Origin of the sequence: Polynucleobacter sp. JS-JIR-II-b4 (genome assembly GCF_018687815.1) — a bacterium.
In the GTDB taxonomy this organism is placed as follows: domain Bacteria; phylum Pseudomonadota; class Gammaproteobacteria; order Burkholderiales; family Burkholderiaceae; genus Polynucleobacter.
Genome location: NZ_CP061306.1, coordinates 258825 through 285508, shown reverse-complemented (window position 1 = coordinate 285508; position 26684 = coordinate 258825). Strand labels below are relative to the sequence as shown.

At 44.5% G+C, this 26684-nt stretch carries 32 protein-coding genes; 13 read left to right on the top strand and 19 right to left on the bottom strand.

Annotation, left to right across the window (positions count from 1 at the left end):
• Positions 1–21: 21 nt before the first annotated feature.
• Positions 22–1266 carry a serine hydroxymethyltransferase gene (gene glyA / locus ICV90_RS01540; RefSeq protein WP_215359107.1) on the bottom strand — a complete coding sequence of 415 codons (1245 nt, stop codon included), beginning with the start codon at positions 1264–1266 and terminating at the stop codon, positions 22–24.
• A gap of 76 nt (positions 1267–1342) precedes the next feature.
• Here glyA and tolQ point away from each other — a divergent pair, with 76 nt between their 5' ends.
• The 7 genes from tolQ (at position 1343) to queC (ending at position 6759) form a co-directional block, all read left to right on the top strand.
• The gene (gene tolQ / locus ICV90_RS01535) at positions 1343–1999 is read left to right on the top strand and encodes a protein TolQ (protein WP_215359106.1); all 657 of its coding nucleotides are present in this window, start codon (positions 1343–1345) and stop codon (positions 1997–1999) included.
• A 35-nt stretch (positions 2000–2034) separates the two neighbouring features.
• Positions 2035–2454 (top strand): protein TolR, encoded by a 420-nt coding sequence (tolR, locus tag ICV90_RS01530; protein WP_215359104.1) that lies wholly within the window; start codon positions 2035–2037, stop codon positions 2452–2454.
• A 23-nt stretch (positions 2455–2477) separates the two neighbouring features.
• Positions 2478–3311 carry an energy transducer TonB gene (locus ICV90_RS01525; protein ID WP_215359102.1) on the top strand — a complete coding sequence of 278 codons (834 nt, stop codon included), beginning with the start codon at positions 2478–2480 and terminating at the stop codon, positions 3309–3311.
• A gap of 3 nt (positions 3312–3314) precedes the next feature.
• Positions 3315–4637: a Tol-Pal system beta propeller repeat protein TolB gene (tolB, locus tag ICV90_RS01520; RefSeq protein ID WP_215359100.1), complete on the top strand. Its 1323-nt coding sequence runs from the start codon at positions 3315–3317 to the stop codon at positions 4635–4637.
• A gap of 130 nt (positions 4638–4767) precedes the next feature.
• Positions 4768–5274, top strand: coding sequence for a peptidoglycan-associated lipoprotein Pal (pal, locus tag ICV90_RS01515; protein ID WP_215359098.1), 507 nt, complete (start codon positions 4768–4770; stop codon positions 5272–5274).
• A complete protein-coding gene (gene ybgF / locus ICV90_RS01510) occupies positions 5274–6005 on the top strand; it encodes a tol-pal system protein YbgF (RefSeq protein WP_215359096.1) in 732 nt (243 codons plus the stop codon). The genes pal and ybgF overlap by 1 nt, the downstream gene beginning before the upstream one ends.
• Before the next feature lie 10 nt (positions 6006–6015).
• Positions 6016–6759, top strand: coding sequence for a 7-cyano-7-deazaguanine synthase QueC (queC, locus tag ICV90_RS01505; protein ID WP_215360296.1), 744 nt, complete (start codon positions 6016–6018; stop codon positions 6757–6759).
• Positions 6760–6767: 8 nt separating this feature from the next.
• Here queC and ICV90_RS01500 read toward each other — a convergent pair whose 3' ends face one another.
• From ICV90_RS01500 to ICV90_RS10355, 7 genes are read right to left on the bottom strand one after another with little or no spacing between them, the layout of a single operon-like run.
• The gene (locus ICV90_RS01500) at positions 6768–6965 is read right to left on the bottom strand and encodes a hypothetical protein (protein ID WP_215359094.1); all 198 of its coding nucleotides are present in this window, start codon (positions 6963–6965) and stop codon (positions 6768–6770) included.
• A gap of 9 nt (positions 6966–6974) precedes the next feature.
• Positions 6975–7589, bottom strand: a complete 615-nt coding sequence (locus ICV90_RS01495; protein ID WP_215359092.1) for a riboflavin synthase — start codon at positions 7587–7589, stop codon at positions 6975–6977.
• Between the two features lie 10 nt (positions 7590–7599).
• A complete protein-coding gene (gene ribD / locus ICV90_RS01490) occupies positions 7600–8712 on the bottom strand; it encodes a bifunctional diaminohydroxyphosphoribosylaminopyrimidine deaminase/5-amino-6-(5-phosphoribosylamino)uracil reductase RibD (protein ID WP_215359090.1) in 1113 nt (370 codons plus the stop codon).
• A 17-nt stretch (positions 8713–8729) separates the two neighbouring features.
• Positions 8730–9284, bottom strand: a complete 555-nt coding sequence (locus ICV90_RS01485; protein WP_251367760.1) for a Tfp pilus assembly protein FimT/FimU — start codon at positions 9282–9284, stop codon at positions 8730–8732.
• Positions 9277–9606 (bottom strand): hypothetical protein, encoded by a 330-nt coding sequence (locus ICV90_RS01480; protein ID WP_215359088.1) that lies wholly within the window; start codon positions 9604–9606, stop codon positions 9277–9279. Before ICV90_RS01480 ends, ICV90_RS01485 begins: the two co-directional genes overlap by 8 nt.
• The gene (locus tag ICV90_RS01475) at positions 9603–10256 is read right to left on the bottom strand and encodes a hypothetical protein (RefSeq protein WP_215359086.1); all 654 of its coding nucleotides are present in this window, start codon (positions 10254–10256) and stop codon (positions 9603–9605) included. The genes ICV90_RS01480 and ICV90_RS01475 overlap by 4 nt, the downstream gene beginning before the upstream one ends.
• On the bottom strand, positions 10180–10509 hold the full coding sequence (locus tag ICV90_RS10355; RefSeq protein ID WP_215359084.1) for a prepilin-type N-terminal cleavage/methylation domain-containing protein: 330 nt from the start codon (positions 10507–10509) through the stop codon (positions 10180–10182). Before ICV90_RS10355 ends, ICV90_RS01475 begins: the two co-directional genes overlap by 77 nt.
• 122 nt (positions 10510–10631) lie before the next feature.
• On the opposite strand from ICV90_RS10355, the gene ribBA reads away from it, so the two are divergent.
• From ribBA to ICV90_RS01450, 4 genes are all read left to right on the top strand, one after another.
• On the top strand, positions 10632–11762 hold the full coding sequence (gene ribBA, locus ICV90_RS01465; RefSeq protein WP_215359082.1) for a bifunctional 3,4-dihydroxy-2-butanone-4-phosphate synthase/GTP cyclohydrolase II: 1131 nt from the start codon (positions 10632–10634) through the stop codon (positions 11760–11762).
• A 46-nt stretch (positions 11763–11808) separates the two neighbouring features.
• Entirely contained in the window at positions 11809–12321 is a 513-nt protein-coding gene (gene ribH, locus ICV90_RS01460) for a 6,7-dimethyl-8-ribityllumazine synthase (protein ID WP_215359080.1), read from the top strand.
• A 5-nt stretch (positions 12322–12326) separates the two neighbouring features.
• Positions 12327–12836, top strand: a complete 510-nt coding sequence (nusB, locus tag ICV90_RS01455; protein ID WP_215359078.1) for a transcription antitermination factor NusB — start codon at positions 12327–12329, stop codon at positions 12834–12836.
• Positions 12837–12956: 120 nt separating this feature from the next.
• Entirely contained in the window at positions 12957–14429 is a 1473-nt protein-coding gene (locus ICV90_RS01450) for an NAD-dependent succinate-semialdehyde dehydrogenase (RefSeq protein ID WP_215359076.1), read from the top strand.
• Positions 14430–14485: 56 nt separating this feature from the next.
• On the opposite strand, the gene trmB is transcribed toward ICV90_RS01450, so the two are convergent.
• The 4 genes from trmB to ICV90_RS01430 form a co-directional block, all read right to left on the bottom strand.
• Entirely contained in the window at positions 14486–15193 is a 708-nt protein-coding gene (gene trmB / locus ICV90_RS01445; protein ID WP_371743881.1) for a tRNA (guanosine(46)-N7)-methyltransferase TrmB, read from the bottom strand.
• Between the two features lie 98 nt (positions 15194–15291).
• Positions 15292–16227: a UDP-glucuronic acid decarboxylase family protein gene (locus ICV90_RS01440; RefSeq protein ID WP_215359072.1), complete on the bottom strand. Its 936-nt coding sequence runs from the start codon at positions 16225–16227 to the stop codon at positions 15292–15294.
• 42 nt (positions 16228–16269) lie between these two features.
• A complete protein-coding gene (locus ICV90_RS01435; RefSeq protein ID WP_215359070.1) occupies positions 16270–16728 on the bottom strand; it encodes a DUF2721 domain-containing protein in 459 nt (152 codons plus the stop codon).
• 30 nt (positions 16729–16758) lie between these two features.
• Positions 16759–17604 carry an undecaprenyl-diphosphate phosphatase gene (locus ICV90_RS01430; RefSeq protein ID WP_215359068.1) on the bottom strand — a complete coding sequence of 282 codons (846 nt, stop codon included), beginning with the start codon at positions 17602–17604 and terminating at the stop codon, positions 16759–16761.
• A 120-nt stretch (positions 17605–17724) separates the two neighbouring features.
• Between ICV90_RS01430 and ICV90_RS01425 the strand changes: the two genes are divergently transcribed.
• Entirely contained in the window at positions 17725–19350 is a 1626-nt protein-coding gene (locus ICV90_RS01425; RefSeq protein ID WP_215359066.1) for a TolC family protein, read from the top strand.
• 3 nt (positions 19351–19353) lie between these two features.
• On the opposite strand, the gene waaC is transcribed toward ICV90_RS01425, so the two are convergent.
• Genes waaC through ICV90_RS01395 form a run of 6 tightly spaced genes read right to left on the bottom strand, consistent with a single transcriptional unit; the run spans position 19354 to position 25072 of the window.
• On the bottom strand, positions 19354–20421 hold the full coding sequence (gene waaC / locus ICV90_RS01420; protein ID WP_215359064.1) for a lipopolysaccharide heptosyltransferase I: 1068 nt from the start codon (positions 20419–20421) through the stop codon (positions 19354–19356).
• A gap of 39 nt (positions 20422–20460) precedes the next feature.
• On the bottom strand, positions 20461–21021 hold the full coding sequence (gene rfbC, locus ICV90_RS01415; protein WP_215359062.1) for a dTDP-4-dehydrorhamnose 3,5-epimerase: 561 nt from the start codon (positions 21019–21021) through the stop codon (positions 20461–20463).
• A 2-nt stretch (positions 21022–21023) separates the two neighbouring features.
• Positions 21024–21953 (bottom strand): glucose-1-phosphate thymidylyltransferase RfbA, encoded by a 930-nt coding sequence (rfbA, locus tag ICV90_RS01410; RefSeq protein ID WP_215359060.1) that lies wholly within the window; start codon positions 21951–21953, stop codon positions 21024–21026.
• A gap of 39 nt (positions 21954–21992) precedes the next feature.
• Positions 21993–22967 (bottom strand): dTDP-4-dehydrorhamnose reductase, encoded by a 975-nt coding sequence (rfbD, locus tag ICV90_RS01405; RefSeq protein ID WP_215359058.1) that lies wholly within the window; start codon positions 22965–22967, stop codon positions 21993–21995.
• Positions 22968–22994: 27 nt separating this feature from the next.
• Positions 22995–24053, bottom strand: a complete 1059-nt coding sequence (gene rfbB, locus ICV90_RS01400; protein ID WP_215359056.1) for a dTDP-glucose 4,6-dehydratase — start codon at positions 24051–24053, stop codon at positions 22995–22997.
• A 26-nt stretch (positions 24054–24079) separates the two neighbouring features.
• A complete protein-coding gene (locus ICV90_RS01395; protein ID WP_215359054.1) occupies positions 24080–25072 on the bottom strand; it encodes a hypothetical protein in 993 nt (330 codons plus the stop codon).
• An 81-nt stretch (positions 25073–25153) separates the two neighbouring features.
• Here ICV90_RS01395 and ICV90_RS01390 point away from each other — a divergent pair, with 81 nt between their 5' ends.
• The gene (locus ICV90_RS01390) at positions 25154–25918 is read left to right on the top strand and encodes a hypothetical protein (protein WP_215359052.1); all 765 of its coding nucleotides are present in this window, start codon (positions 25154–25156) and stop codon (positions 25916–25918) included.
• An 8-nt stretch (positions 25919–25926) separates the two neighbouring features.
• On the opposite strand, the gene ICV90_RS01385 is transcribed toward ICV90_RS01390, so the two are convergent.
• Positions 25927–26574, bottom strand: a complete 648-nt coding sequence (locus ICV90_RS01385) for a hypothetical protein (protein WP_215359050.1) — start codon at positions 26572–26574, stop codon at positions 25927–25929.
• Between the last annotated feature and the right edge of the window lie 110 nt (positions 26575–26684).

Here is a 26684-nt window from a genome sequence, read left to right as displayed (position 1 = left end):
TACTAAGTTCTTAATAAGTGCTTAACCGTAAACCGGGAAACGCTTAGTGAGCTCAGAAACTTGAGCACGCACCTTAGCAATGTTGTCTGCATCATTTGGATTATCCAAAACGTCAGCAATAAAGTTTCCAACTTGTCTTGCTTCTGCTTCTTTAAATCCACGTGTAGTCATCGCTGGTGAACCCAAACGAATACCGCTCGTCACCATTGGTTTTTCTGGATCATTTGGAATGCCATTCTTATTACAAGTGATATGCGCTTCGCCTAATACACGCTCAGCTTCTTTGCCGGTCATTTTCTTGGCACGCAAATCAACTAACATCACGTGAGAATCTGTACCGCCAGAAACAATACGCAATCCACGAGCAATTAAAGTTTCTGCAAGTGCTTTTGCATTCGCAATCACTTGCTTTTGATAATCAATAAATCTAGGCTCCTGTGCCTCTTTAAATGCTGCGGCTTTACCAGCAATTACATGCATCAGAGGGCCGCCCTGCAAGCCTGGGAAGACTGCGGAGTTAATCGCCTTCTCGTGCTCAGCCTTCATCAAGATGATGCCGCCACGGGGACCACGCAAACTCTTATGAGTTGTAGAAGTAACAATGTCTGCATGTGGCACTGGGCTTGGATAAACACCAGCAGCAATCAAACCAGAGTAATGCGCCATGTCCACCATAAAAATCGCGCCCACTTCTTTTGCTAACTTACCAATACGCTCCCAATCAATGACGAGAGAATAGGCAGATGCGCCAGCAATAATCAATTTAGGTTTGTGCTCACGTGCCAAACGCTCCATTTGCTCATAGTCGATTGCTTCATTTTTATCGAGGCCATAAGAAATAGGGTTGAACCATTTACCACTCATGTTCAGAGCCATGCCATGAGTTAAGTGACCACCCTCGGCCAAGCTCATACCCATAAAGGTATCACCTGGCTTTAAGAAGGCCAAGAACACCGCTTGATTGGCGGATGCGCCGCAATGCGGTTGCACGTTTGCGGCTTCAGCGCCATAAAGCGCTTTTACACGATCAATCGCCAGTTGCTCAGCAATGTCTACAAATTCACAACCGCCGTAGTAACGTTTGCCCGGATAACCTTCGGCGTACTTATTGGTTAACTGGGAGCCTTGAGCTTCCATTACCGCTGGTGAGGTGTAGTTCTCAGAAGCAATGAGCTCAATATGGTCTTCCTGACGCTTGTTTTCGCTCTGAATAGCTGCCCATAATTGCGGATCGGTTTTGGCTAAGGTGTTTTGATGGTCAAACATGGTGATAATCCTGATGAAGTTGGATTGTTGCGTTAATTAACTTAGTAAAATCTACCTACATCATACAAAATCCACCATGACCTCTACACAAGACCTCTCATTTCTCTCCCTAGTCCTCAATGCCAGCCTATTAGTGCAGTTGGTAATGTTGTTATTACTCAGCATGTCTGTGGCCTCCTGGACCATTATTTTCAAGAAAACCGCCGTTTTACGAGGGGTCCGCCAGGATACCGAGCGCTTTGAGCGTGACTTTTGGGCTGGTGGAGACCTCAATACCCTTCTGGAGGCCGCCCAGCGCAATACCCGCAGCGATGCCGTGCTGGAGCATATTTTTGAGGCCGGGATGCAGGAGTTCAACAAGGGTCGTGAGATTGATGCTGCCCGCCGTGCCATGAAAGCCACCTACCAGCGCGAAATGGACCTCCTGGAAGCCAATCTACCGTTCTTAGCATCCGTAGGCTCAGTCTCCCCTTATATCGGCCTCTTTGGCACCGTCTGGGGCATCATGCATTCCTTTCGCGGCTTGGCCAACGTACAAAACGCCACTCTTTCAGCTGTAGCCCCTGGCATTGCGGAGGCGTTGATTGCAACAGCGATTGGTTTGTTTGCAGCGATTCCGGCAGTGGTTGCTTACAACCGATCGGCCACTGATGTCGATCGCCTCTCCATTCGTTTCGAAACTTTTATTGAAGAGTTCACCAATATCTTGCAGCGTCAAACTGCTGGACGCTGATTGAGCTAATAAGTAAATCGATAAGCGAAAAAATTATGGCCGGATCTTCATTACGCAAAAACAAACGTCGGGCGATGTCTGACATCAACGTTGTTCCCTATATTGACGTGATGTTGGTATTGCTCGTGATCTTCATGGTCACAGCTCCAATGGTTAACCCAGGCGTTGTTAACTTACCAACCGTTGGTGGCGCTAAAGTGCAATCTTTGCCGCCCGTTTTCTTAACTATCGATGCAAACGAAAATGTCATCGTGCGCAAAGATGGCGACCCAACACAAACGCTGAATAAATTTGAGCTTGGTGCTTTTGCAAGATCACAAGTAGAAAAATCTGCCGATCAACCTATCGTCATTGCTGCTGATAAATCGATTAAATACGAAACAGTAATGGAAGTTATGTCCAAGCTCAAAGAGAATGGCGTTAAGCGCGTTGGCCTTGCGGTCAAGACCCAGTAAGGCTCTTGCCTTCATAGCTACTCATGAATAGCGCATCTTCTTTTCAGCCATCGCTCTCGCCATTTAAGCGAGGTCGATATACCAAATCCGAAAGCACTAAACGCGCCTTTACTTTTTCACTGATTGCGCATTTGGGTTTGCTTGCTTTTTTGATGATTGGTATTAGTTGGAATAACTCTACTTCTTCTGGCGTTGAAGTTGAACTTTGGGATTCCGCTCCACAGGTTGAGGCACCCCCTGAGCCAGAACTTAAAACAGAAGTTAAAGAAGAAGCTGCCGACATCGCAGTCAAGAAAAAGAAGGTTGAGAAAGAGCCGCCTAAAAAAGAGGTAGTGAAGGAAACTCCTAAAACAGTAAAACCTCCTCCACCTAAGGAGAAGGTAAAAGAAAAAGAAAAGCCAAAGAAAGAAGAGCCACCGAAAAAGGTGGAAGCTCCAAAAGCAGTATCGCCAGCAGAAACCAAAGCCAATGCCGCAGCAGAAAAAGTCCGCGCCGATCAATTAGCGCGCTTACGTGCTGCAGCCGGTGCCGAAGGGGGTAGTGGCGGCACAGTCGGTAGCGGTGTTGGAGGTGGAGGCAATGCACCTCCAGGCTGGACCGACAAAGTCATTAAGAAGGTTAGGCCCCTCATTGTCTTTAATCCAGAATCCGTGAGCGGTAACCCTGCAGCAGTCGTTTTGGTAAGCCTTGCTCCAGATGGGGCTATTTTGAGCACCAGCATTCAGTCTTCTAGCGGTAATGCCGGCTGGGATCGTGCGGTATTACTAGCCCTTTCACGTGCAGAGAGTCTGCCAAAAGACGACAATGGCAAAATTCCTCAACGCGAAGTAAAACTGACTTTCAAACCCAAGGATTAATGCATGCTGCACATAGCGAAAAGACAGATACAGAAACAAGCATCAAAACTGAATTCTTTTGGCTTAGTCATATTTGCACTATGCATTAGCTTGACAACACCTGCGCTGGCGCAGATGAATATTGAAATCACTGGTGTAGGTCAATCACTCTATCCAATCGCAGTCATGCGTTTTAAAGATGAAAACAAATTACTCACCAGCGTTACTGAAATCATTCGTCAAGACTTAGCTCATAGTGGTTACTTTAAAAATACTGAGAATGGTAATGCCGTTGAAAGCGATGAAGGCACACCAAACTACAAGTCTTGGGCTGCACGTGGCGCCGATGCTTTGGTAGTGGGTTCGGTTGTACAAACTGGCAATAATCAATTTGACATTCGCTACAAGCTATTTGATGTTCGTAAATCTCAAAGCCTTGGCGGCTTAAATCTCAACTCCAGCACAGATAATTTACGCGCCGTAGCCCATAAGATTGCGGATGACATCATCTTTAAATTACTAGGTGAGCGTGGCGTGTTCTCTACCCGCCTCTCCTATGTCATCAAGGATGGTAAGCGCTATCGCCTAGTCATCTCAGATGCGGATGGACAAAATATTCGCAATGCTATGAACAGTGGCGAGCCGATTATTTCTCCATCATGGTCACCTGATGGTAAGAAAGTTGCTTACGTATCTTTTGAAGATCGCAAGCCAGTCATTTATGTTCATGAGCTCGCGACTGGTCGTCGTATTTCTCTTTCAAATCAAAAGGGAAATAACAGTGCACCAGCGTGGTCACCCGATGGCAAGAAACTCGCTATCTCATTATCTAAAGATGGCAATACTCAGATCTATGGCATTAATGCAGATGGAACTGGTTTACATCGTCTAACTCGTGGCAATACGATTGATACTGAGCCACAATATTCTGCTGATGGTCGCTATATCTACTTCACTAGCGATCGCGGTGGCAATCCACAGATCTATCGGATGAGTGCTGATGGTGAACAATCTGAAGGTGTCAAGCGCATTACCTTCAAACAAGGTTTTGTAACATCCCCTCGCATCTCTCCAGATGGCAAATACTTAGCTTACATCGCCAATATTGGTGGAGCTTATCGCCTCTACATTCTGAACTTAGCTACCGGTGATGCTCAAGCACTCACCGACGGCACTAGCGATGAATCTCCTTCCTTTGCTGCCAATGGTCGCTATGTTCTCTATTCCACCAAAGTGGGTGGCAAACGCGTTCTTGCCGCCGTTTCAGTGGATGGCAATTCTAAGCAGGTACTCAGCATTCCAGGATCTGATGTTCGTCAGCCGTCCTGGGGTCCATTCATGGATTAAGCCAAGAGCACCCTTACGCTCGCCTATACCCCTTTTTAGGGGTTGAAATAGTCACTTTTGATGCTCTTAGGGGCATAATATTGACTATTGATTCATTTATAGATTCAGTTCGTAGGTAAAAGGAAAATTCATGAAGATTTCTATCGCACGTCGCGCAGCGACATTTGCCCTGATCGGCGCAACAGCACTTCTCATGGCGGCATGCTCCAGCGTCAAGCTAGATGACACAGATGGCGCTAATGGCAGTGGCAGCGGTAGCGGCAAGTTTGGCTCACAGCCATGGAATGATCCTAGCAGCCCGCTCTTTGAGAAGAGTGTGTACTTTGGCTTTGACGAATATACCGTTCAAACTAAATATCAAAAAATGCTATCTGCTCATGCAAGCTACTTAAAAGCCAATCCTAAGCAGAGAGTCATTATTCAAGGCAATACCGATGAACGCGGTACCGCTGAATACAACTTGGCACTTGGCCAACGTCGCTCTGACGCTGTGCGCAAATCGTTAAATTTGATGGGTGTTTCTGACGACCAAATGGAAGCTGTTAGTTTTGGTAAAGAAAAACCAAAAGCCGAAGGTGACAATGAGGCAGCTTGGGCAGAAAATCGCCGCGCTGACATTGTTTACATCACAAACTAATGATGACGCTTTCTCACTCTGCAAAACAAACGCTCTCACGAGCGTTTTGTTTAAGTGCTGCACTGATCTGTTTAGGCGCATCTAATAGCGCTTGGGCTCTTTTCTCGGATGATGAAGCGCGCAAGGCTATTTTGGACCTACGCAAGTCTCTAGCAACCACCCAGCTTGAGTTACAGGGTCAAATCGACAAACTCAAAAGTGAGAATGCAGAGCTGCGTGGCAAAGTGGAAGAGCTTGAAAAGCAAGGTGAAGACATTAATAATAGTCAGAAGACTTACTACCAAGATCTTGATACTCGCTTAGGTAATTTTGAGCCACGCACTGTCACTATCGAAGGCGTGAGCGGCACCGTACAGCCCGGTGAAAAGAAAGCGTACGACGATGCCTTAAAGTCATTTCAAGCTGGTAATCTCAAAAAGGCTGACGAAGGATTTTCAGCATTTGCCATCAAATACCCCAAGAGCCCTTACTTACCGCTTGCCTTGTACTGGAGCGGAAATAGTAAATATGCAAATAAAGATTACTCCGGCGCAATTAATCAACTACAAAGCCTGATTAAGAGATTCCCGAATCATCCACGCGTTCCTGCGGCAATGGTCACATTAGGAAACTCTCAATTAGAGAGTAGCAATAAAGCTGCCGCCAAGAAAACCTTTAGCGAGATTATTGCCAAGTATCCAGATACTGAAGCAGCTAAAGATGCACAGCAACTCATTGCTGGCACCAAGTAATTCATCAGCCATGTCTAATTTGTCCGCTGCATTTGAATCGCTGGCGCCCCGTAAGGCAGGTGCTCCAGCGGTCATCTTGTTCTCTGGTGGCTTAGACTCCACTACCGTTCTAGCACTTGCTAAAGATCTTAGTTACACGCCTTATGCATTATCAGTTGGCTATGGTCAACGTCACTCCTCTGAATTAGCTGCAGCCAAACATATTGCCAAACAAATTGGTGTTGCTCGTCATGAAGTAGTGAATTTAGATCTCACCCGTTTTGGGGGATCCGCTTTAACTGATTCTTCCATTGCCGTCCCTATTACCCCAGGTAAAGATCAAGAAATCCCTGTCACTTATGTACCAGCACGCAATACGATCTTGCTATCACTTGCATTGGGTTGGGCAGAGTCATTAGGGGGTCTCGATGTTTTCTATGGCGCCAATGCAGTGGATTACTCAGGTTACCCAGATTGCAGGCCTGAGTATGTAGCCTCTTTTGAGCATATGGCCAACCTAGCCACCAAGGCCGGCGTAGAAGCTATCAACGATGCGAATCGCTTTCGGGTGCATGCACCCATCATCAGCCTTACCAAAGCAGAGATTATTCAACTAGGCAGCACCCTAGGAGTGGATTACTCCCAAACAGTCTCTTGCTATCAAGCAAATGATTTGGGTGAAGCCTGTGGTGAATGTGAGTCTTGCAGATTAAGGCAGGCGGGCTTTAAACAAGCTAATGTGAGTGATCCTACTCGCTATCAGAAAAAGAAATAAGATCTTTTTTATTTGACTGATTGGCTTGGATCAGGCAGATCAATCGCATAATGTTTAGCTTCGTAAGCTTCTATTGAATTCAGTAGGGACTCAAATCTAATTGCCTCTTGACTACCAAGACTGGGCTCATTATCAATGAAAACTGATGCTTCAATCAGCGCAGCTTGATATTCAATCTCGTCTTTAATGGAAACTATTTTGTTCATAAGCTCACATCAGCTACTTTTGTTGAGCATTCTCGCCACATAACGCGCAATAAGATCCACCTCCAGATTCACAGCATCACCTTGCTTCAAGTTACCTAGCGTAGTGTTCTGCAAAGTATGAGGAATGATATTGATATCGATGATGCAAGCAGTAGGTGTATCTTCAGTCTGATTAACGGTGAGTGATACACCATTGATGACGATAGAGCCTTTGTAAGCCAAGTATTGCGCCAATTCTTTCGGCGCCTCAATACGTAATAACCAAGAACCATACTCATCGTTAGCCACTTGTGCAAAGTGTGCTACTTTACCAACGTCGTCTACGTGCCCGCTCACTAAATGCCCGCCCAGGCGATCATTTAAGCGCATGGCTTTTTCAAGATTAACTGGGCCGACTTTATCCAGACCAACGGTTTTATTGAGGGACTCACGGGAGATATCCAGGGCAAAGGAATTATTTGTTAGCTGGGTGGCAGTCATGCAAGCGCCCTGAATCGCAATACTGTCACCTAAGGCAACATCATCCAGATAGCCTGCTGGAACTTCAACAACTAAATGCAAGCCATCGCCTTTTGCTTGAGCGCTTTTAATTTGACCAACTGCAGTAATGATTCCAGTAAACATAGATGTAATTTTAGTTCTTAATTAAACGTAGTCGAAGATCGGAGCCAAAGAGACTGTGATCAATGACTTGCCACTGATCTTTATCATTTAAGGAATTCAGGGGTGAAACATTGGCCATGCCAATGCCCTCACCCATGAAGAATGGTGCGTAGTAGAGTAACAACTCGTCTACACAGTTTTCTCTAAGCAAAGAACCATTGAGCTTAAAGCCAGCCTCAATATGGATCTCATTCATTTCACGCTCTTTGGCCAAATACGAGAAAAGTTTTGGCAGATCTACCTTACCAAAGGGGTTCGCCATGGCAATAACTTCAATGCCGCGCTCAGTAAATACTTTGGCTTTTTCTTGCATCTCAGAGCCATCTAGACTGGCGCAAACAATAATGACGTCAGATTGATCCCCACCCAAGATCTTTGCAGTAAGCGGTGTCTCTAATTTGGAATCAACGATGATGCGCCAAGGCTGTCGCTCAGTTTGTACATCTCGTACATTCAGGCTAGGGTCATCCTCTTTAACAGTACCTACACCAGTCACAATGGCACATGCTTGTGCACGCCAATGATGGCCATCGGCTCTTGCCAGCGATCCAGTGATCCACTGACTACGACCATCCGGTAAAGCTGTCTTACCATCGAGACTTGCGGCAATCTTCATTCGCACCCAAGGCAAACCTCGAGTCATACGTGAAATAAATCCTAGATTTAAAGCGTGGGCCTCTAACTCCATAAGCCCACACTGAACATTAATCCCCGCCGCCTTTAAACGCTCGATGCCTTTGCCGGAAACCAGCGGATTGGGATCTGACATGGCTATAAATACAGTGGCTGGTTTAGCTACGATTAGGGCATCTACACAGGGCGGCGTACGACCAGTGTGATTGCATGGCTCTAGGGTTACATAGATAGTTGATCCAATGGGATCATTTCCAAGCGCTTTAGCATTAGCCAGGGCTTGTACTTCGGCATGAGCACCACCCACCTTTTGTGTAAAACCTTTTCCAATCACTTGCCCATCTTTAACAATCACGCAACCTACCCTGGGATTGGGGTTGGATAAATAAAGTGCTTTTTGAGCTTGGGCCATTGCCTCGCTCATGAACTGGTGGTCAACTGCGCTATACATGGGGTCTATTAAACCATTCAATGGCAGCGCTTTGCATCTCTCGTGGGATCGCAGATGCGCCAGCGACCGCCGCTACCCAGAATCATTTGCCGCTCCAAGTCAGGATCCCGACTGTGGCCGAGTATCAATCGATTGGCCACAAAGCCGCCTTGAGCCGTTTTAGCAGCGCCAGCCGCATTAAACAAAATGCCCTTCTTGCCAGAATGGGGGTCAATGAACTGCTTGCCGCCTCCCTTAAAGTAAATAGGCTCAATGCTTGCCTGAGCAAACCAGGGCTTATTAATACATCCGGGCTGCACATACTTTCCGATACAGCCACTTTTGACAACCCACCCCGCTTCCCATCGATCTCCTGAGCTTGGCACCAGGTGAACGGGCTGACCCAAATAAAGCGCTTGCTGACGAGCAAAATGTGCATCAGCAATAAACCTTCTGGCGATAGTATCGATTTCTCTGGCTGCTATTTGCTCTTGCAATAAAGGCATCGTTGCCACAGCAGCAATTGCAATAATTAAGACCACAGCCATCAACTCCAAAAGACTAAATCCTAAATGTGAATTTTCTTTATTCAAATACTTGTCGCCAATTCATACGAGTTGCAACACCAGTCTTCTCATCAATGACAACACCTATCTGAATTGCTGGCTTTTCTTTACTTGAGATTAGCCAATGGTTTTTACCGGCTGACTGAATAAAACATCTATTCTCATTGAGATCAGCAAGAGCTGTTAAATTTTTCTCACACTCTAATACTGCACTTTCAGCGGAAATAAAATTTCTCTGTGAAACTTGCATTGTTTTCACTTCCACGATGCGCAATGCGTTCAACCTCTCTAAATAAGCCACCAGAGAGGAGCAAAGCAAGAGTAGTGAAATTACCCAAGCTAAGATCACAACAGATTCCTGGTTGCAAAAGTTCGCTCCAGATCCACATTGAGCTTAGCCCCGTCAGTCATTTGTAGCTTGATCTTAAAAAGCCTTTGGCCCTTCATAGATTCGGTCTGAGCGGCATTGAGCTCCTCAATAAAGAGTCCATTCACACCATTCATCAGGGTGGTATTTTGAATCCGCCCTTGACGATCCAGCGACTGACATATCAGGGAGCCGCCATTTACTTTTTGACCCTTTGGAACTCCTGCTTGACGATCCACCAAGAACCCTTGCATAGCTAGATGATTCTTGGTTCGATCTTTGGTCAACACATTACCAATGCAATCAAAATCCACCCCATCCGATAATTCATGACGGATAGTCAAAGCATCAGATCCTCGAAATCCTGATTTTTTATTTATCTCAAGAAATAGAATTGCATTTGTTTTTTGTCCTGAAGTTTGACTTCTTATTTGTGTATTTTGAATATTGCGGTAGCCAGCCATGCGAATAGCGCGACCAATCAGCTCGAAGGCGCGATCTGCTTCTGAGATTAATGATTGTTTTTTTTCAAACTCAATTTGCTTGATAACTAAATCAGCGCTGGTTTTTAGCAATGGGTTGAGTAGTAGTGCGCATAGGGCGATTCCGACTAGGCATTCGAGCAAGCTCATTGATTAAATTTTTGCCAGATAAATAGGAATTAGCTCTAACTTGTTCTTGTGTTTCATGGACAACCGACTCCTTTCGCAATTGCGATCTTTTGGCCTCTTGTTGGACTAGGTTTAAAGCGAGGCGCTGATAAACCCCCACCGATGCCATCCAAACCCCCAAAATGATGCTCATTGCCACCAAAACCTCCAGCAAGATGAATCCCTGGCAATTTCGAGGGCCGAATCCTGAGTTGAATTGCTTTTTAGGGTGCATTGACCATTTTCAAAGGTAGGTGCTTTGGCTGAAACTCCTGTCCAAGGCTCTTGCCGTCAGAAAGATGGGATATTGCGGTAGGACTGAACAACAAGTAGGTCCTGCGCTTAAAATAGAGGGCTATGCCAAATACCCTTGCCTCCACCGAAGAAATCATTGCCGAGCTCCGTGCCGGCAAAATGGTGATCCTCGTCGATGAAGAAGATCGCGAGAACGAAGGCGATCTAGTCCTTGCTGCCGATCATGTCACTGCAGAGGCCGTGAATTTCATGGCAAAACATGGACGCGGCTTGATTTGCTTAACTTTGACGCGTGAGCGCTGCCAACAATTGAATCTTCCACTGATGGTGCGTGATAACGGCACATCGATGGGAACCAATTTCACGGTATCTATTGAGGCAGCAACTGGGGTTACCACTGGAATCTCAGCAGCCGACCGTGCGCTCACTATTAAAACTGCTGTAGCGCCAAATGCCAAGCCTCGTGATTTAGTTCAGCCTGGTCATATCTTCCCATTGATGGCGCAACCTGGTGGTGTACTCATTCGCTCCGGTCATACTGAAGCGGGCTGTGACTTAGCAGCAATGGCAGGATGCTCACCTACTTCTGTGATTTGTGAAATCATGAAAGACGATGGCAGCATGGCGCGCCTTCCAGATCTCCTTGAATTTGCAAAAGAGCATCAATTAAAAATTGGTAGCATTGCAGATCTCATTCAGTACCGCAGTCAACATGAGAGCATTGTGGTGCGCGAAGGTAGCAGAGAATTCATCACACCTTGGGGAAAATTCCAAGGCATTATTTATCGCGATACTCCAAGCTCAGGCATTCATATTGCATTGGTGCATGGCAAACCTTCTGAAGCTCAAGAAACCTTGGTGCGCGTGCATGAGCCAGTTACCGTCTTGGATTTCCTAGACTCTAACGTCAGTACCCATTCTTGGCCGCTAGCAAAGGCTTTGGAGGAGATTGCTTCTTCATCTTCTGGTGTTGCAGTGCTTCTCAATGCCTCTGGCATCGCTGCTCCAAATGATCAAGATTGGTTGGCACAGTTCCAGAAACTGAATCAATCACAAGAAGAACCCAAAAAACCTTTAGCGAGAAAAACCGATTTCAGAAGCTACGGCATTGGCGCCCAAATATTGAAAGATATCGGCGTTGGCAAAATGCGTTTACTAGCCAATCCAAGCCCTGTTCCAAGCCTCTCTGGTTATAAGCTCGAAGTGACAGGCTATAAGCCCTACACTTCCTAACAAATCTGACAATCATCATAGTATTAAATAACTTTAGAAAATTGATATGACTAGCACCAATGACTTTGTAGGCGTATTAGAAGTAGATCTCAATGGTCAGGATTTACGCATTGGCGTTGTACAAGCGCGCTTTAATGAAGATCATTGCGTTGCGCTAACGAACTCTTGCATTAATGAGCTTATTTCACTTGGCGTTAGTCAATCTGATATCAAGCTCGTGACCGTACCTGGAGCACTTGAGATTCCCTTTGCACTGCAAAAGCTAGTTGAGACCGGCGAGTTTGATGGTTTGGTTGCCCTTGGTGCAGTGATCCGCGGCGAGACTTATCACTTTGAGCTAGTCTCTAATGAATCTGCCGCTGGAATTACGCGCATCTCTATTGACTCTGGCTTGCCAATCGCTAATGGTGTGCTCACTTGCGACACCGATGAACAAGCGCTTGCGCGTGTTCAGGTTAAAGGTGCGGAATGCGCTCAAGCAGTAGTAGAAATGGCGAACTTAGCCTTGGCATTGACCCCTGATATCGATATCGAAATCAACTCGAGTGAAGAAGAATAATTCGCATGTCTACATCTAGCCAGAACCCACCCAATCCGCAAGCCGGTAAAGAATTAAAGCCAGCACCTAAGCGCTCACTCACACCACGTCGTCGCGCTCGTGAGTACGCCCTTCAGGGTGTTTATCAAAGCCTTGTGATGCGTCGTGCCGGCAGCATTCCGAATGGCGCCGCGATTGCCAAACAACTTGCCGAGGACCCTGCATTCCGTCGCTGCCAACTTGACCTCTTTCAGGGCATCTTTGATGGTGTATTGGCTCGCACCGATGAATTAGAGGCCATCATCACCCCGGCCCTAGATCGCCCGATTAATGAGCTTTCTCCTGTAGAGCATGCAGCGCTCCTCATCGGCGCTTATGAACTAGCCGTAGACCTCTCAGTGCCCTACAAAGTGGCAATCAATGAAGCTGTTGAGCTTGCCAAAACCTTTGGTGGCACAGATGGCCATAAGTATGTGAACGGCGTATTAGACCTACTGGCCCAGAAACTGCGAACCACGGAAACTCAGGCAGGCTAAAACCTCCAATTAGCAGCCCACAATACCTGCCTTCAAGCCTAAACCGCTTGGAGGCTTTTTTATTTATAGAGGGATAAAATGATCTGTATCGATTACAGAGCAAGAACAGGGCAATAGATCATGCAAAAAGTAGATATTCGCAGCCAACTCAAAGATTCCACTCTTTTTAGAGAGAACGCTTTTATCGATGGCAAATGGATTGCATCTAAAAAGACTTTTGCGGTAAGCAACCCAGCAACTGATGAAATCATTGCTAATGTTGCTAATTTAGAAACTCATGATGCCGAACAAGCTATCGCTGCAGCAGAAAAAGCTCTGCAAGCATGGCGCAGCAAACTTGCTAAAGAACGCGCCTCGATCATGCGCAAGTGGTTTGATCTCATTATCGAAAATACACAAGATCTTGCAAAGCTGATGACGCTTGAGCAAGGCAAACCTTTGACTGAAGCTGCTGGTGAAGTAATTTATGGAGCCTCTTTTGTAGAGTGGTTTGCTGAAGAAGCTAAACGGGTTGAGGGTTCAATTTTAGGAACCACTTGGAGCGATAAGCGCCTGATGGTTTTGAAGCAACCAATTGGTGTCTGCGTAGCTATTACTCCATGGAACTTTCCGATTGCCATGATTACGCGCAAGATTGCGCCTGCATTAGCTGCTGGCTGCACGATTGTGATTAAACCTGCTGAATTGACCCCGCTATCCGCATTGGCTCTTGCCGAACTTGCCAGGCGTGCTGGTATTCCGGATGGGGTCATTAATATTGTGACCGCCGATGCAAATCAATCCATTGTTATTGGCAAAACTCTGTGCTCTTCACCTACAGTGCGCCACCTATCCTTCACAGGCTCGACAGAAGTTGGTCGAATTCTGATGGAACAGTGCGCCCCTACTGTTAAGAAGCTCGCTCTTGAGTTAGGCGGACACGCACCGTTTATCGTCTTTGAGGATGCTGACATTGATGCTGCAGTTAGTGGCGCTATGGCTTCGAAGTTTAGAAACTCAGGCCAGACCTGTGTATGCGCAAACCGCTTTTATGTCCATAAAAAAGTACACGATCAGTTTGTTGAAAAGTTTGCCAAAGCACTTGCCATCATCAAAGTTGGCAACGGCATGGATGCCGGCGTTACCCAAGGCCCCCTGATTGAAACTGCTGCCCTTGATAAAGTAAAGAAACATGTTGCAGATGCTCTCAGCAAGGGTGCAACACTAGTGACTGGCGGCAAACAGTCGATTGAAGGCAAGAACTTTTATGAACCAACCATCCTCGCCAATGTAAACAGTCAAATGCTCATTACTTATGAGGAGACATTTGGTCCGATAGCGCCGATCATTCCATTTGAGAGTGACGAAGAAGTCATCAAGCTCGCAAACAGTAGTCAGTTTGGTCTGGCATCCTATTTTTACAGCCGTGACATTGGCCGCGTTTGGAAAGTAGCCGAGGCGCTGGAATACGGCATGGTAGGTGTTAATACGGGATTAATCTCAAATGAGGTTGCACCCTTTGGCGGTATCAAGCAATCCGGTCTCGGGCGTGAAGGCAGCGTCTACGGTATGGATGAATACCTTGAAATGAAATACGTCTGCGTAGGCCTATGAACCTATGAACCTAAAAAGCGCTTGATTTTTTCTTAGCGCCTTAGATTCTTTATTTTTTATTTCTTTTTATAAACCAAGTCCCAAACACCATGGCCTAGCTTGATGCCACGGTTTTCAAACTTGGTTACCGGGCGATAAGTAGGTCTTTCCACATATCCAGCATGCTGAGCATTTAACTGCTCTATTGTTGGCTTGAATTCATTACAATCCTCATCTTGCTTAGCAAGATCTTCAGGGGTAAAAGTTTCTACCCTCACTAATTCGCCAGAAGTGTTTTGTAAAGTAGATTCTGCATTGAGGACTAAGAGCATTTGTTCGGCATAGTTATGCCAATCAGTTGCTAAATGCAAATATGCGCCGGGCTTCAATCTAGAGACCAACAACTTCACAAACTCAGCCTGGATTAGACGACGCTTGTGATGACGCCTCTTATGCCAAGGGTCGGCAAAGTAAATATGAATGCCATCCAAAGAATCTGGAGCAATCATATTTTCCAAAACCTCAACAGCATCATGGCGAATGAGTCTGAGATTACTCAGCTGGTTTTCGCCAATGAGTTTTAGTAAGGCGCCGACACCTGGAGGATGAACCTCAATTGCCAAGAAGTCATCATCCGACCTTAAGGCAGCAATCTTGGCAGTCGTCTCGCCCATACCAAAGCCTATCTCCAGTATCTTTGGCTTGTTTGAGCCCTGGAACGCCTCTATTAGATTGAGATTGGAGGGTTGATATGGAACTAAAAACTGAGGACCTAATTCTTCCATGGCACGCTGTTGACCAGCAGTAATTCTCCCGGCCCTCAAAACAAAGGAGCGAATACGCTCATCAAAGCGCTTCCCAGAAGTATTGCTTTCAACCACCACTAACCAACAATTTTCTTAAAGTACGTAATCGTCTCTTTTAGACCATCCTCTAGGTTGACCTTAGGCTGCCAGCCTAGATTGGCTTTAGCTAGTTCGATATTGGGTTGACGCTGCCTCGGATCATCTGATGGGAGCGGCTGATAAATGATTTTCGATTTGCTACCAGAGAGTTTAAGAATCGTTTCGGCCAATTGCAGCATAGTGAACTCTCCAGGGTTACCAATGTTGACTGGTCCTGTAAAGCCTGCTTCTGAGTTCATCATTTTGACCATGACGTCGATTAAGTCATCTACATAACAAAAGCTTCTAGTTTGCTGACCGTCACCATAAATAGTGATGCTCTCCCCCTTAAGGGCTTGAACAATAAAGTTGCTTACTACTCGGCCATCATTGGGATTCATACGAGGACCGTAAGTATTGAAGATCCGTACGATCTTAATATCTAAGTTATGCTGTCGGTAATAGTCAAAAAAGAGGGTTTCAGCGCAACGTTTGCCTTCATCATAGCAAGAGCGAACACCAATGGGATTGACCTTACCCCAATATGATTCCGGCTGAGGATGTACTTCAGGGTCGCCATATACCTCGCTAGTTGACGCTTGAAGAATGCGGGCTCTCGTGCGCTTAGCTAAGCCGAGCATGTTGATGGCACCATGCACACTTGTTTTGGTTGTTTGTACTGGATCGTATTGATAGTGCACTGGAGATGCCGGGCAAGCCAAGTTATAGATTTGATTAGTTTCTACATAGAGTGGGAAGGTCACATCGTGACGCATGAGCTCTAAACGAGAGTTAGGCAATAAATGTGCTAAGTTATCTTTAGAGCCCGTGAAATAGTTATCTACTACCAAGACGTCATTGCCTTCTTTGAGAAGTTTCTCAGTTAAGTGAGATCCCAAAAAGCCAGCTCCGCCGGTGATAAGGATTTTATTCATAGTCAGTCTTTGCGTAGAAATTAATATTTAGTCAAACAGATTCTAGTTCTTTTTTGGAGTAATCCAACCTGCTGATCGGTATGCATAGACAACTTCAGTCAATATGATTAAAAGAGAAATCATAAAGAAAACGAGGCCTAAGACAAAAGTCCAAATAACATAAGATGTCTGCAAAGAACGTACAGCGCCCGCCTGGAAGAAAAATAGCTCAAGAACCGTCAATGAAATAAAAACGCCACTAAGCACGTTGAAAAAGATAGAAGCAGTGCAAAGACGGCCGCGAGTTTGAGCTTCGTCTGCTTCTTTATTTAAGTGCTGAATGAGCAACGCATCCTTAACCTCACCTCGGTCAATAGAATGTCGAATGGCACGCATACGATCAACAGATCTAGCTAAGCGTCCTGAGATGGCATTGAGTAGGGTGGCAACCGCGGTTAATAAAAAAACAGGGGCTAAAGCCAGTTGAATATTGTTCGTGATTGCATCTATTGAAACATCCATATTAAATTCCGTAAATTTTGATTAAGGGTGTTAGTGAGACCATGCAATTAAACCACTATACGAGGTTAATAGAACTAGTAAGCCAAACGCGATTCGATACCAAGCAAATGGAATGAAATTATGATGTGCTACATAATGAATTAGCCAACGTACACAGACAAATGCGGAGATGAATGCGGCAATGAAACCAACCACAATAGCCAAAGTAAACTCGCCAGAGAAAGCCACTGGCTCTTTCCATAGCTTGAGCAACTCATAAGCAGTAGCACCGCCAATAACTGGTATCGCTAGGAAAAAAGAAAATTCAGTGGCAACTGCGCGCGGCAAACCAAATAACATGCCACCAATAATCGTTGCGCCCGAACGGGAGGTTCCTGGAATTAATGCGGCACATTGGGCCAGACCAACTTTAAATGCATCCAAAGGAGTGAGGTCATCTACTGTTTTGATGTGACTAGAAATATCAGCCAGATTTTGCTGACGACACTCTGCCCAAAAAATAATAAGGGCGCCCACAATAAATGCAGTTGCTACTGGGATTGGTGAAAACAAAACCGCCTTAATATGTTTGCCGAATAAAAAACCCAGCCCCATAGCCGGAATAGATGCGACCAATAAATTCAATACAAAACGACGTGCATTTGCATTGCTGACAAAAGAAGTTGTAACCTGAATTAACTTCTGGCGAAATTCCCAACAAACCGCCAAAATTGCACCAAATTGAATAATGACTTCAAAAGCCTTGCCTCGATCATCATTAAAGTCGAGTAAATCACCAACCAATATCAAATGCCCGGTGCTAGAGATTGGCAAAAATTCCGTTAATCCCTCGACCACCCCCAGAATGACTGCTTTAAGTAACAAAATTAGGTCCATGAGCCAAATTTTATAGGCATATGGATGCAATTTCGGGGATTTGGCAAAATAGCGTCTAAATGAGCATTTTGAATAAATTAGCCTTAAACTGCATGGCACATTGAAAAGTATCCGAATTACATGACCCCAGCCCGCTTTAGACTTTCTCGACTTACCGCCTTTGGTTTGATCCTTAGTCAATCGCTCGGTCTTGGCACATGGTCATCTCAGGCATTGGCGCAAAGCCCCAATGCTGCCGCAAGACCCGCTTTACCTACTCCAATGAGTGCATCTACCCTGATTGGACTTGAGCAGCCCCCACAGATGATTCCGCCGCCAAGCAAACTAGCGGTACCGGCAGTTGCAGCGCCCTCTAATTTGAACGGCAATAAAAGTGCCGACACCAAGGGGCAACTAAACGATTTAATTCAGCTGTATCAAGAAGCTGCTTTTAGCGACCCAGTATTAACTGCTGCTCGCTTTAATTACCAAGCAAGCAAAGAGCTCTACTGGCAAGGCTTTTCCTTGTTGATGCCGCAGGCTAATGCCACCCCTGGTGGTACCCGCTACTATCAGCATGGAGTGGGCAGCACCGTAGTTTCAAATAACTCTGGTAACTCGCGGGTCTTTGATCAAAAAAGTTACACCGTCACACTCACTCAACCTGTTTTTAACGTTGGCGCATTAGAACTTTTCAAACAAGGCGATCTCAATACCAAGCTGGCAGATATGCGTTTTTTCTTGGCGCAGCAAGACTTAATCCTGCGGGTATCACAGGCTTACTTTGATGCGCTGACTAGTCAAGATAACGTAGCACTCTATAAAAGTAAGAAGGACTTGATTAAGCAACAGCTTGAATCTGCACAGGCAAAATTTGATGCTGGCTTAGCAACGATTGTAGATGTGAACACTGCTCAAGCAGCCCTTGATCTAGCAAACTCTCAAGAGATCACCGCTCAGGCTGATCTGATTGTGAAGCGCGGTGCACTAGAACAAATTGTTGGACGCCCAGTGGGAGCATTAAAGCCGCTAGTGAAGGATGCCAAAATTGAAGGTGTTCTCAAAGATCCGCGTAGCAAGAATAAAGATTCCAAAGGCTACCCTATTGCTGAGAGCGTAAACCCACCGCTTCCTCCTGGACAAACTCTTGATGATTGGATCAACCAGGCAGAATCTGCAAACTTTAATGTCTTAGCAGGACAGCTATCAGTGAGTCTTGCAGAAAGTACTTATCGCGGCGCCCAAGCTTTAAATTATCCAACTATCAACTTAGTTGGCACATCGGGATATAACACTTCGAATGGCACGCCTAACAACTACACGCCATCGAGCACCAATGTGTACAACAATACCTTGGGCCTACAAATGACGATTCCACTGGTTTCAGGTGGATATAACAGTTCTGTCATTCGTCAAAATGCTGCCTTGGTAGATGCAGCCAAAGCCAACTATGACAACTATCGTCGTGCGGCCGCTCAAAACACTCGGACTGCCTTTACAGGCTTTTATGGTGGCTTAGCTAGCGTTAAGGCTTATGAAGCAGCAGAGCGCTCTACCACCTCTGCATTAGAGTCCAGCAAGCTGGGATTTCAAGTGGGCACCTTAATTAATATTGATGTATTGATTGCATTGGATTCTGTTATCAATACTCGCTCATTGCTGCAGCAAGCACGCTATAACACCATCCTGAGTGCCATTAGATTAAAAGCCAGTGCCGCCACATTAACAGATGAAGATTTAATAGCGATTAACTCTTTATTACGCTAGGCTCTAGGTCAATAAACTTAAAGAAGCCGTAATGACTTCTGCCACCTGCGGTGGCGCCTGTATATCACCCACATTCCTAATATTGTTAGACCAATACCCTTCGGTCTTCCATCTTGGTGAATCACAATAAATTTCTACTGTAGGCTTACCTAAAACAGCTGCAAGATGTGTGAGGCCCGTATCAACACCCACTGTCAGTGCAGCACCTGCGATCACCGAAAAAGCCTCTTCAATTGAAAATGCCCGAGGCACCAAAGCATTTGGAATATGTGCTGCAATCTGATTACTCACCGCTTGCTCGGCCAAACTGCCCCAAGGCAGAACAACTTCATAACCACGAGCAGCTAGCTCCTTACCCAAAGCTATCCAGCTTTCATTGGGCCAACGCTTAGCTTCTCTTGCAGTCGAATGAAAACACAAAACATAAGGTGACTTTAATTCTTTTAAAACCGCACCGGAATTGACGCCCAGAAAATCAACATAAGTCTTTGGATAAAACTGAGGTGCAATAGTGCGATCAACCAGCAGCCAATCTAGAGCAGAAGACATAACCCAGCGTGAACGATCTACTGCATGACATTGCGTTGGCACTTGCACAGACTGGTTATAAAAAGATCGGGCAATAGACTCATACCCAGAATATTCTGTGGCGTTGGCGAGGCCCGCAATTACTGAATTAGGGGTTTTATTTGCTAGAGAGCAAACAATTGCTGACTTAAGCAGGCCTTGAGTCTCAATGATCACGTCATAAGAAGTTTCTTGGAGCTCTTTCTTAAATGCAAAAAACTCCTGCCAAGTAGAGAGCTTAAATAGATTCTTTTTCCAGCGACGTAATCCAAACGGAATAATTCGATCAATTCCGCTAAAACCTTTTTGACTAAGCAGGGGCTCAAGTAAATGGACATAACCCTCTTCAACCACCCAATCAATTTGCGCATGAGGCAAACGCGCACGCAGATCCCAAACAATCGGTAAATTGTGAAGCACATCCCCCAATGAGGAGAGCTTTACCAACAAAATCTTGGGATTTGACGGGAGACCCTTTGAATAGGTCGAAGATAAATCGCTCATATAACGATTATCTTATCTTTTTGAAATTGTCCAAGGCGACTAGAACTTGGGTGCTGCGTCCCATGAAAGACCGGACGCATCCTTAGCATTCATATTAGGCTGAACACCGGCAGGCAATGGCCACTCGATTCCCACGGTTGCATCATTCCAAGCAAGGCAGGCTTCGCTCTGTGGATGATAGTAATCCGTCGTTTTGTAAAGAAATTCAGCTGTTGGTGACAGCACCAAAAAACCATGTGCTAATTGCGGCGGAATCCACAATTGCTTATGATTTACAGCACTTAATTCAACGCCAACCCATTTACCGTAAGTTGGGGAATCTTTGCGAATATCTACCGCTACATCAAATACGCTACCAGCCACGACTCGAACTAATTTTCCTTGAGTCTTCTCTACTTGATAATGTAAGCCACGTAAAGTCCACTGACTAGAAAAGGAATGGTTGTCTTGCACAAACTGAACATCTAGACCAGTAGCTTTAGAAAAATCGTCTGCATTAAATGACTCCGCAAACCATCCCCGTTCATCACCAAATACTTTTGGTTCAATAATAAAAACATCATGGATAGCAGTGGGTGTAATCAATAATTTAGAGAACATACTTACCCAATAATTTTTTTATGTGACAAGCTAATGGGCTGAGCTGAATTATTCAATTCATTTAATATCTTTCCAAGATACTGGCCGTAACTATTTTTACTTAACTGCGTAGCAACCTTCCGCACTACTTCGGCACTAATCCAGCCTTGGCGATAAGCAATCTCTTCAGGGCAAGCTACCATCAAGCCTTGGCGCTTTTGCAAGGTGGCAATGAAACCTGCGGCATCTAACAATGAGTCATGCGTGCCAGTGTCAAGCCATGCAAATCCACGGCCCATGATCTCTACATTAAGCTCATTCTTTTCAAGATAGACGCGATTGACATCGGTAATCTCGAGCTCGCCACGAGCACTAGGCTTAATGGAGGCGGCAATATCGCAAACCTGGTTGTCATAAAAATATAAGCCCGTTACTGCATAGTTACTACGGGGTTTCAAAGGCTTCTCTTCAATTGACAATGCCTTGTAGTCTTTATCGAACTCTACTACGCCATAACGTTCTGGATCATTCACATGATACGCAAATACCGATGCACCAGAAGTGCGATCGTTTGCACTATTAAGTTGATCCACTAATTCATGGCCATAGAAAATATTGTCACCAAGTACTAAGGCGCTGGGATTATTTCCAACGAAGTTTTTCCCTAGCGTAAATGCTTGCGCTAAACCATCTGGCGAAGGCTGCACGCAATACTCAATATTGAGACCCCACTGGGAACCATCACCCAAAAGCTCTGAAAATCGCGGAGTATCTTGTGGGGTAGAAATTAACAGAATGTCGCGGATGCCAGCCAGCATTAAGGTGCTTAATGGGTAATACACCATTGGCTTGTCATAGACCGCCATCAACTGCTTAGAAACTGCCTGAGTCACTGGATAGAGACGGGTACCAGACCCGCCGGCCAAGATAATGCCTTTTCGATTTACAGCCATTAACAACCCCTATTCCACATCTCTAGCAAACCTGAGGTATTAAATCAAACCCTTCAAGGCTAACTTGGATACGTATTCTTGAACCATGCCGTCCCAGACTGAGAAATTTGGCATATTTTGAGAATCATTATAAGAGTTTGAGGCTTTAGAAGCCTGATTTTTCAGGGCAGATCGCAGTTTGTGGCTATCCATACGGGAATTCATTGGCCTTGGAGCTGGGAGCGGGTATTCAACAGCCAGAATGGGTTTAATAGCGGCTGGCTTAGCCTTTAGTTCAATGCCAGCATCAAGAGCGGCCTGAATCACAAAAGAGGCTAAACCATGCCAAGTAGTCTCACCTGATGGTACGGCGTGATAAATACTCGATGGGAACTGTTTTATCTTCCATTCTGAATCTAGCGCCAAATCTAGGCTTACCTTTGCAAGCCACTCCGCGCTGGTAGGAACCCCATGCTGATCATGAATCACTTTTAACTCTTCACGCTCTTTTGCCAAACGCAAGATCGTGCGTATGAAATTGCCACCATCTCCATAAACCCAGCTGGTTCTAAAAATGGCAAATTGACCTTTTGAAGAATTTGCAAATACTTTCTCAATTGCCTCTTCACCAGCAGCTTTACTTTTGCCATAAATGCCTAATGGATTGCGAGCATCATCCTCAACATAAAAACCATCCTTACAGCCATCAAAGACATAATCCGATGAGTAATGCAGAAAACTAATGCCATGAGCTGCAGCATATTTCGCCATGAGCCCTGGAGCTGTGGCATTTACTGCGTAAGCCAAATGGATTTCAGATTCAGCCTTATCAACTGCCGTGTAAGCAGAGGTATTAATGATCAGATCTGCCTCAACTTTATTGAGATGTGCAAGCACTTCCTCTTCTTTACTGAGATCGCACTCTACCCTACCGAGGTAAGTTACATGCAGATTTGCAGAGAGGGGTAGTTGATCAAATAAAGCTTTGAACGCCTTACCTAGCTGACCATCTTTTCCGAAAACTAAAATATTCACGCAGTTATTTACTCTAAGTATTTATGGTTAGTTGTATTGCTTTTGCAGCCAGTCACGATAAGATCCGCTCACTACGCCATCGACCCAAATAGGGTTATCGAGATACCACTGGACTGTTTTTCGAATACCGGTATCAAAGGTCTCTGCAGGTCTCCAACCTAAATCACGCTCCACCTTACTAGCATCAATTGCATAGCGACGATCGTGTCCCGGGCGATCTTTTACGTAAGTGATTTGCTCAACATATGACTTCCCATCTACACGGGGTTTAAGACCATCCAAAATAGTGCAAATAGTTTTCACCACATCGATATTGGCCTTTTCATTCCAACCGCCAATGTTGTAAGTCTCACCCAATTTACCTTTGGCTAACACTTCACGAATTGCTGAGCAATGGTCGCCCACATAGAGCCAATCGCGAATCTGTTGGCCATCACCATAAATGGGTAATGGCTTGCTATGTAGCGCATTCAAAATCACCAAGGGAATTAATTTTTCTGGAAAATGATAAGGACCATAGTTATTGGAGCAGTTGGTAGTGACTACTGGTAAGCCATACGTATGAAACCAAGCACGTACCAAATGATCGGATGCCGCCTTCGATGCCGAGTAAGGGCTATTTGGCTCATATGAATTTTTTTCCGTAAATGCTGGATCCGTTAAAGATAAGGAGCCATAGACTTCATCAGTCGAGACATGATGAAATCGAAACTCTTCTCTAGGGTTTCCTTCAAGATTATTCCAGTACTCACGAGCACATTCCAATAAATTAAAAGTGCCTACAATATTGGTTTCAACAAAATCTGCCGGTCCGCAAATGGATCGATCGACGTGACTCTCTGCAGCGAAATTTACAATTGCACGCGGCTTATATTCTTTTAATAATTTAGTGACTAATTCTTTATCGCCGATATCGCCGTGCATAAATTCATGGCGTTCATTATTTTTTAGAGAATCTAATGTTGCTAGGTTGCCCGCATAAGTTAATTTATCTAAATTAACAATTCCTTCTGCGTTTGGATCGGCTAACCAATTCAAAACAAAATTACCGCCTATAAATCCCGCGCCACCAGTCACTAAAATCAAGAAACCCCCTAAAACCTAGAATGAAGTTATAAATCCCCTAAATACTTAACTGCCCTTAATGATACCAACTGATTACGTCTTGAAATTCTGTTCATTCGGCTAATGAACCCAGAATTATCGAATATTTTTTTATGCCAATAATCATAATTACTCTGCACTTCCTTCACTAAGGCAGGCAATTCATCCAATTCACCCCAAATAATATATTGTGAATAGCGAGTTCGCTCGATGAGAGGAGCTCGCTCGCTAACCACAATCACTCCACATCTTAATGCAGGTAAAACCCTTAACTCTTCGAGAGTATCGTGGTGATCAGTTTGTCGAATATTAATCAAAATTTGTGTATTACGATAAAGATCTTCTATCCCATCAAAAACCTGATTGATATTTTGACTGTTAATCCCTAATGTAGCCAGCGTAACAAGAAATTTTTTCCTACGGGGCTCTTCTGGATTCCCAAATAAGGTAACGGTATTAAGAGTCCGATAGCTAGATGAATCTAGAGAATACTCAAGTAATGGATAGAGAGCAGGACTGATGCAAAAAGATTTAGCTGTATAAGCCTTCAAATCTGGGCTTTTTTGAATATTCAATTGATTAATTTGACTATATTCAATCACTAAATTAGCGCCCTCCAATTGCAAAGCGTTTACCAAGCGCACCAAATACCTTTCAGAACCACCTAACATAGCAACATGACCTTGTATCGCCCCCTCACAATCTCTTGCGCCTGGCTTGACAAGGGTATGCTCTATCTGAAACGCAATCTTTTTAATCGGTAGGAAAGTATTTAACCAAGAAAAACCGCTGCAATCCAACAAAACTAGGCATGGAGTATGAATTTCTACAAGATCTTTTGCAATTAGAGACTCAACATACTCATAATAATCTCGGATTACTCGATCATAGCGTTGATCGCAAATAAAGTAAGCCTGAGAAATTTTGCGACATGAATAATGATTTCCCTTAAAGACTTTTTGATAAAAAGTTAAAAGATTAATGATTGTTTTAATCAGCATTAATAAAAGTTAGCCAATTTGGAGGTGCGTAAGGTAAAGTTCTCATTATGTATTTTATGTTTAACTTAGAAAGTCAAGCGCATGACCATAAGCTTTGAAACCAAAGTTTGGGAGAAGGATTGGGAGTTGATCCTTAAAACTAATCGTCTTAAAAATTTGATTAAAGCGTGTAATCATAAATTTGATAAAAAAATATTGCTCATTAATAACGTTAATAATCTCAGAGAAGTTCTAAAAGAAGCTGATCGTCTAGTCAAAAATGAGGTCATAACCGAGTATATCAATGTGGCAGAGCATGCAAATCAAGCTCTAAAGCACTTTGAAATCAGCAAAGAATCGCTTGGTATGGGTTATTACTATTCAATCGCTGAATTGGTATCCCTGTATCTATCAAAAACCCAGTATTTATTACATTTTTCTGGCGATAGCATGGTTTCCAGAGAAAGCGCCAAAAATTGGCTTGAAATTGGTATTAAAACTTTAGAAAGGCATCCTCAGGTAAAAGTTATCAATCTAATGTGGGAGCAGTCTGACGCAGCGATAAGAGAGGAGATGATTTATGAAACGCCAGATCACTGGTATTCCATTGGTTTTTCTGATCAGATGTATTTGGTGCGCACCGAGGACTTCAAGGAGAGAATCTATAACTATCGCCACCCATATTCAGAGCGCTATCCCAAATTTGCTGGGGAGCTTTTTGAAAAAAGGGTAGATTCATGGCTCAGAGTGAATGACTTTTATAGGGCCACATTAAAGAATGGGCGCTATATTCATCGCAACTTTACTAATAAACCTTGGAAGAAAAAGCTATCTATTTTTCTTAATCAATCTGACTTATTTTCCTGACACTCTGCTTAAAGACGCTCTTTATTTTTTCTATAGAAGTCTTCGTAAGGATATTGAATCTCGTCAACTAATAGTTTCTTGACCCGCTTATCAAACATACCGCGATAACCCCCAAAGAGCATGTCTTTGTATTTTGTCATTTTCATAAAGTCACGGTTAAATTGAGAAGCAGTGCGAATACCCTTTGTGTAACCGCCATCGGTCACATCGGAATGAATGTTTTCAATTAACTCAATGGCGATTTCAGGTATCTCTCTATTGTATTTCTCGTGATAGCGCCAATAAAAATCACCATCTTCTTCACCCAAACCCAATAAGCGCTCATCAAAGAATCCGACCTCCATTAGCTCTTTTTTACTTACGACAAAATGAGAGAAGCTACCATTAATGATGAAGGTTTCCGGCGCCACTTCAAGTGTGCGCTCAAAGTGCTCAAAAAATGACATTTCACTATTTACAGGGATTTTTAAGTCATCATTAAGAATAAGTACCCTCTCATGGGACGCAGTAAGAACTCCTCTATTCCACATCTTCGCAAGGGACTGGAATTCCGGAAAAAGGGTTGGGTAAACCTCGTCCCATTTTGACAAAAATTTCATCAGATTTGAGCGATAAACCTGATCAAAGTGCGAGCGGCAAGGTCCATTTACTGTCAAAATGATCTCTACTGATGGTCGTAGAGTTTTAATGCTAGTAATGAGGGGGATGAGATCGCTTTCGAAGCGCTTGTCAAAGGTAGTTATTACAATTGAATACTTCATATAGG